Below are 6,239 nucleotides of genomic sequence, written 5' to 3' on the forward strand. Positions count from 1 at the left end.
AAAGGTCTTCAGCGCATAGAGAGTCGTCGATATGCGCAGGAGCCGGGTTCTGATGTCCCTCGTGCTGGCGCTGGCGGCGACCGTCGCCGTGCCGGCCGTCCAGCTCACCACCGCCGGGCCGGCCGCGGCGCTCGACAACGGCCTGGCCCGCACCCCGCCGATGGGTTTCAACAACTGGAACTCGACCTGGTGCCGGGCGGAGTTCAACGAGGCCATGGTCAAGGGCATCGCGGACATCTTCGTCAACCGCGGCCTCAAGAACGCCGGCTACCAATACGTGAACCTGGACGACTGCTGGGCCCAGCCGCAACGGGACGCGTCCGGCAACCTGGTGCCCGACTGGAACAGATTCCCCAACGGCATCAAGGCCGTCGCCGACTACGTGCACAGCAAAGGCCTGAAGTTCGGCATCTACACCAGCGCCGGCACCCACACCTGCGCGGCCGAGGGCTTCCCCGGCGGGCTGGACCACGAGGACCAGGACGCGCGGCTGTTCGCCTCTTGGGGCGTCGACTACCTGAAGTACGACAACTGCAACAACCAGGGCCGCGACGCCTACCAGCGGTACACCCGGATGCGCGACGCCCTCGCCGCCACCGGCCGGCCGATCCTCTTCGCCATCTGCGAGTGGGGCTCGACCCAGCCGTGGCGGTGGGCCGGCCCGGTCGGCAACGCCTGGCGGACCACCGACGACATCCAGGACAACTGGGGCTCGGTGCTGAACATCATCCGGCAGAACAGCATCCTGGCGCCCTATGCGAAGCCCGGCGCCTGGAACGACCCGGACATGCTGGAGGTCGGCAACGGCGGCATGACCGATGTGGAGTACCGGACGCACTTCTCCCTCTGGTCGATGATGTCCGCGCCGCTGCTGATCGGCTCGGACCTGCGCTCGGCGAGCGACGCGACCTTCCAGATCCTGAACAACACCGACGTCATCGCGATCGACCAGGACGCGCTCGGCAAGCAGGCGTACGTGGTGCGCGACTGGGGCGGCCAGTGGGTCTTCAGCAAGGTGCTGGCCAACGGCGACCGCGCCGTGGCGCTGTTCAACGAGAACGCCACGCCGGTCACCATCTCGACCACCGCCGCGCAGGTCGGCATGAACCCCAACTCCCAATACGTCCTGCGGGATCTCTGGTCGAAGACCACGACCACCACCACTTCTACGATCAGCGCCACCGTCCCGGCACACGGCACGGTCGTCTATCGAGTCTCCGGCGGCGCTCCCTACGCCGGGCAGACCCTCGTCGGCCAGGGCTCCGGCCAGTGCCTGGACCTGCACGACAACCTGGTGGTCAACAACACCGCGGCGGAGATCTTCACCTGCAACGGCGGCGCCAACCAGCGCTTCAACCTGACCGGCACGAACGAGCTGCGGGTCTACGACGGCACCCGCTGCCTGGACGTCTTCAACGGCGACACCGCCGCCGGCACGAGGGTCATCCTCTGGGAGTGCACCGGAGCCCCGAATCAGCAGTTCCGCCTGAACACCGACGGCACCATCACCGCCGTCCAGTCCGGACAGTGCCTGGACGTCTCCGGCGGCGGCACGGCCGGCGGCACCCCGATCATCATCTGGCCGTGCCACGCCCAGCCCAACCAGATCTGGCGCCGCGGCTGAGTCACTCGCGCGCGTCGGCTCCCGCAGGGGGAGCGTCGTGCGCGCCCGCTTCCTCAGGGGGCGCAGAGCGCTCTGCTTCCTCATAGGGAGCGTCGTGCTTTCTCTGAGGGAGCCTCGCCCGCGCCCGCTCCCGCTCAGGGAGCGTCGCGCACTCGCTTCCTCAGAGGGCGCAGAGCGCTCTGCTTCCTCAGAGGGAGCGTCGCGCGCGCCCGCTTCCTCCGAGAGAGCCTCGTGCGCGCCCTCCCGTTCAGGGGAGCGTCGTGTGCGCCCGCTTCCTCAGAGGGAGCAGAGCGCTCTGCTTCCTCAAAGGGGGCGCCGCGCGCGCCCGCTTCCTCCGAGAGAGCCTCGTGCGCGCCCTCCCGTTCAGGGAGCGTCGTGTGCGCCCGCTTCCTCAGAGGAAGCAGAGCGCTCTGCTTCCTCTGAGGAGTCGGCCCAGTCGAGGAGGAGTTCGAGGAACGCCTCGGGCTTCTCCATCGACGGCAGGTGGGCGACGTCCTTCCAGTCGACCCGCCGCGCCCGCGGCGCCCCGGCGACGACCCGTGTGGCCGCGTCCTGCGTGGTGTCCAGGTCGTGCCCGCCGACGAGCACCAGCACGGGCGGTTCGAGGTCGGCCAGCCGTTCCAGCGCGGGCGGATCGAGCTCGGTCTCTTCGACGTCACCCCAGCCGGCCGAGAGTTCGAAGGCCCGCCGCTGCATCCGCCGGACCAGATCGGCCACCGCGGGATCGACCTCGGACTCGGCCCGGCCCTTGCCGACCACCCAGGTCGCGATGTTGGCCTCGACCGCGGCGTCGAGGTCGTCGCGCGCCAGGGCGGCCTCCTCGGCGTCGAAGAAGTGCCGCAGGTCGGGCGTGAGGTCGGCGAGCAGGCTGCCGCCGGGCGGGCAGAGCAGCAGCGACCGCACCAGATCCGGCCGGGTCAGGGCCACCTCGGTGGCCACGCCCGAGCCGAACGACGACCCGACGACATGGCACCGCGCGATGCCGAGGTGCTCGAGCGTGCCGACGACGTCGGCGACGTGGTCGAGCGGTCCTGCGGGCGCGCTCGACGACTCGCCGAACCCGCGCAGGTCGAGCCGCACGGTGTCGCGGACCGCGACGAGGGCGTCCCACTGCGGGTCCCACATCCGCCGATCGGCGATGCCGGCATGGATCAGCAGGATCGGAAGCCGCCCCGGCGGTCCCTGACGCTGATAGGTGATGCCGGCCGGCGACTGCTGCGGTGAGCTCATGTAACGCGATTCAACCCGCTCCCCGGATCCACGCAACGCAATATCCACAATGGCGCCCGGCCGTGTTTGCTCTGCACACCTATACGCAACACCCGGCGGGGGAGAAGCGCCCGGACGGATTACCCCGAACGGGTGAAGTACGCCGTCGCCGAGCGTGTCCGGCGCCCGTCGCCGAGCGCATAACGCCAGGTCAAGTCGATCTTCGCCGAATGTGTGCCGAATACCGCGAAGTCACCGGTCAGGGCCGTGCGCCGTTGGTCCGGCCAGGGCGTCGTGGATCGGCCACGGCGCGGACGACGTGAGGATACGGGGATGCGCAAACCGCTGGTGGTGGTGTGTGTGACGGCCTCGGCCGTGTTGCTGGCCGGCGCGATCGCGGCGACGACGGCGGGGGCGGACACGACGCCGGGCGAGCCGGGTGTGGCGCTGACCGGCATTCCGGGAGTCCCGCAACTGCCCGCCGACGACGATCAGCCGGGCGGGTTCGTACCGGATCTGGATCTGCCTGGTCTCGGCGACCAGAAGGATCCCGCCCCGGCGACCACCGCCGGGTCGAACCCGGCCGACCCGGCGGCCGCCGCAGCCGACGACCAGGCCGGCGCCGGCACCCCGCAGCGCCCCGGCGGTCAGGCCCTCGCGGCCGTCCCGGCCGACGAGCCGAAGGCCAAGCCGGCCGCCCAGGCCGAGCCCGCCCAGGGCAAGCCGGCTCACGACAAGCCGGCCCAGGCGAAGCCCGCCCGAGACGATGAGCCGGACGAGAAGCCGGCCGCCCGCCCGCAGCGCGTCACCGCCCAGCAGGACGTCACGCCGAGCATGGTGTCGTCGAGCACGTCCGCACCGGTGCAGCGGCAGGTGCTCGGCCTGGTCAACGAGAACCGGCGGCGCGGCGGCTGCGAGAACCTGACGCTCGACTCGCGGCTGATCGCGGCGGCCAACCGGCACGCGGCGGACATGGCGCGGCGGGGCTACTTCGCGCACGAGTCGCCGAGCGGCGACAGCGCGGGGGACCGGGTGCAGGACGCGGGCTACCGGTGGAAGCGTTACGGCGAGAACATCGCACGCGGGCAGGAGAGCGCCGCGGAGGTGGTGAACGGCTGGATGCACAGCCCGTCGCACCGGGAGAACATCATGGACTGCTCGCTGCACCAGATGGGCATCGGCCTGGCCTTCGACCGCGAGCGCACGGCCTATTGGGTGCAGGACTTCGCCACCCCGCACTAGACAGCGCAGCCCCGGCTAGGCGAATACCTCGCGTCGCACCCAGGTGTTGGACCTTGCCTTCGGGAAACCTCGCGTCGCACCCAGGTGTTGGATGGGCGCGCCCCACCACGGAGCGCGCCCACCCATCCGTTTCATCCTTTGACGGAGCCTGCCAGCAGGCCGCGGACGAAGTACCGCTGCGACGCCAGGAACACGATCACCGGGACGATGATCGAGACGAACGCGCCGGCTGACAACAGGTGCCAGGCGTTGCCCCGGGTGCCGCTCAGGTTGGCCAGCGCCACCGTGATCGGCGCGACCGCCGTGCCGCCACCCGCGAAGGTCAGCGCCACCAGCAGGTCGTTCCAGACCCAGAGGAACTGGAAGATGCCGAACGCCGCGAGCGCCGGCCGCAGCAGCGGCAGCAACACCTTGAAGAAGATGGCGACGTGTCCGGCGCCGTCGATCCGGGCCGCCTCGAGCAGCGTCGCCGGAACCTCCTTCATGAAGTTGTGCAGCAGGAACACGGCGAGCGGCAGCGCGAAGATCGAGTGCGACAGCCAGATCGGCCAGAACGTGCCCGAGATGCCCGCGTCCACATAGAGCGTCAGCAGCGGGATCAGGGTCACCTGGATCGGCACGATCTGCAGAGCGAAGACCGCCACGAACAGGATGTCCCGGCCGGGGAACTTGATCCAGGCGAACGCGTACGCCGCGAGCGCGGCCAGCGTCACCGGGATCAGCACCGAGGGGATGGTGATGATGAACGAGTTCACGAAGAACTCGCCCAGCCCGGCGCCGCTGTCGTTGCTCAGCACCGACCGGTAGTTCTCCAGGGTCACCGTGGGATCGGTGAACCAGGTCCACCAGCCGCTCGTGCGGATCTCCCGCTGTGGCCGGAAGGACGACACCAGCAGGCCGAACGTGGGCAGCGTCCAGAGCACGGCCAGGACGACCGCGAACAGCGACGCCCACGGCGACGTCAGCTTCTTCTTCGCCTTGCCGGCCGGGGTCGGCCCGGTCGCGGTGAGAGGCGCTTCGGTGGGGAGTGGTGCCAGTGTGCTCATCGTGCCTCCGCCGCTCGCAGCTGCCTGATGTTGTAGACCACGATCGGGACGACCAGGATGAACAGCAGCACCGCGAGCGCCGCGCCGAGTCCCTGGTTGTCGCTGCGGAAGCTCTGGCTGTAGAACTCGTTCGCCACCACGCTGGTGTTGAACTGGCCGCCGGTCATCGTGCGGACGATGTCGAAGACCTTCAGCGTGGCGATGCCGATCGTGGTGAGCACCACGACGACGGCCGGGCGGATGGTCGGCAGCGTGACGAAGCGGAACATGCCGAACGCCGTGACGCCGTCCAGCCGGGCCGCCTCGATGATGTCGTCCGGGATGGCCTTGATGGCCGCCGAGAGCACGGTCATCGCGAAGCCGGCCTGGATCCAGATCATCACGACGATGAGCAGGAAGGTGTTCAGGGGGGATTCGATCAGCCACTGCTGCGGGGTGCCGCCCAGCCAGACCAGCACCTGGTTGAGCAGGCCGATCTGCTTCACGCTGCCCTGGTCCGGGCGGTACTCGTAGACGAACCGCCAGATGATCGACGCGCCCACGAACGAGATCGCCATGGGCAGGAAGATCAGCGCCTTGGCGGCGGACTCGAGCCGGGCCTTGTCCACCAGGATCGCGTAGAGCAGGCCGACCGCGGTCGCCACGAACGGCGTCGCCACCACCCAGAACACCGTGTTTCGCAGCACGGTGAGCTGGTCGGTGTCGCTGAAGATCGTGATGTAGTTGTCGAGCCCGATGAACGCGTTTCCGGCGGCGTTGAAGAACGACTGCCAGATCGTGCGCAGTCCCGGATAGATCAGGCCGACGAGCAGCATCAGAAGCGTCGGCGCCAGGTAGGTGTAGGCGACCACGCGGTCACTGCGACGGCCCTTGGCACGACCGGCCAAGAACAGAATGATTCCCATCACCGCGGCGAACAGCAGAACCGCCGCGATCATCTGGGTGATCTTCTCGGACGTGCTTTCCGCGACCGAGAACATAGGCCTTCACCTCCTCGGGGAGAGAGCGGAGCGGGGGGGGGGGGGGGGGGGGGGGGGGGGGGGGGGGGGGTGGGGGGGGGGGGGGGGAGGGGGTGTGGGGTTTGTGGTTAGCGGTTGTGGGGTTTTTTTCGGGGGGGC

Annotated in this window: 5 protein-coding genes; 2 read left to right on the forward strand and 3 right to left on the reverse strand. The window is 69.5% G+C overall.

Going from position 1 to position 6,239, the window contains the following annotated elements; translation table 11 throughout:
• Positions 1-52: 52 nt before the first annotated feature.
• Positions 53-1,624 carry a glycoside hydrolase family 27 protein gene (locus ACZ6TI_RS23465; RefSeq protein WP_465347262.1) on the forward strand — a complete coding sequence of 524 codons (1,572 nt, stop codon included), beginning with the start codon at positions 53-55 and terminating at the stop codon, positions 1,622-1,624.
• A 363-nt stretch (positions 1,625-1,987) separates the two neighbouring features.
• Here ACZ6TI_RS23465 and ACZ6TI_RS23470 read toward each other — a convergent pair whose 3' ends face one another.
• A complete protein-coding gene (locus ACZ6TI_RS23470) occupies positions 1,988-2,854 on the reverse strand; it encodes an alpha/beta fold hydrolase (RefSeq protein WP_465347263.1) in 867 nt (288 codons plus the stop codon).
• 312 nt (positions 2,855-3,166) lie between these two features.
• Here ACZ6TI_RS23470 and ACZ6TI_RS23475 point away from each other — a divergent pair, with 312 nt between their 5' ends.
• Positions 3,167-4,075 carry a CAP domain-containing protein gene (locus tag ACZ6TI_RS23475; protein WP_465347264.1) on the forward strand — a complete coding sequence of 303 codons (909 nt, stop codon included), beginning with the start codon at positions 3,167-3,169 and terminating at the stop codon, positions 4,073-4,075.
• A 131-nt stretch (positions 4,076-4,206) separates the two neighbouring features.
• Here ACZ6TI_RS23475 and ACZ6TI_RS23480 read toward each other — a convergent pair whose 3' ends face one another.
• Positions 4,207-5,121 carry a carbohydrate ABC transporter permease gene (locus ACZ6TI_RS23480; protein ID WP_465347265.1) on the reverse strand — a complete coding sequence of 305 codons (915 nt, stop codon included), beginning with the start codon at positions 5,119-5,121 and terminating at the stop codon, positions 4,207-4,209.
• Entirely contained in the window at positions 5,118-6,101 is a 984-nt protein-coding gene (locus ACZ6TI_RS23485) for a carbohydrate ABC transporter permease (protein WP_465347266.1), read from the reverse strand. The genes ACZ6TI_RS23480 and ACZ6TI_RS23485 overlap by 4 nt, the downstream gene beginning before the upstream one ends.
• Between the last annotated feature and the right edge of the window lie 138 nt (positions 6,102-6,239).

It is taken from the genome of Actinoplanes sp. NPDC051388, from assembly GCF_055586225.1.

Excerpts from the sequence above, each read along its gene's own strand:
- ACZ6TI_RS23465 (WP_465347262.1), top strand. The coding sequence starts at position 53 with ATGTCCCTCGTGCTGGCGCTGGCGGCGACCGTCGCCGTGCCGGCCGTC.
- ACZ6TI_RS23470 (WP_465347263.1), bottom strand. The coding sequence starts at position 2,854 with ATGAGCTCACCGCAGCAGTCGCCGGCCGGCATCACCTATCAGCGTCAG.
- ACZ6TI_RS23475 (WP_465347264.1), top strand. The coding sequence starts at position 3,167 with ATGCGCAAACCGCTGGTGGTGGTGTGTGTGACGGCCTCGGCCGTGTTG.
- ACZ6TI_RS23480 (WP_465347265.1), bottom strand. The coding sequence starts at position 5,121 with ATGAGCACACTGGCACCACTCCCCACCGAAGCGCCTCTCACCGCGACC.
- ACZ6TI_RS23485 (WP_465347266.1), bottom strand. The coding sequence starts at position 6,101 with ATGTTCTCGGTCGCGGAAAGCACGTCCGAGAAGATCACCCAGATGATC.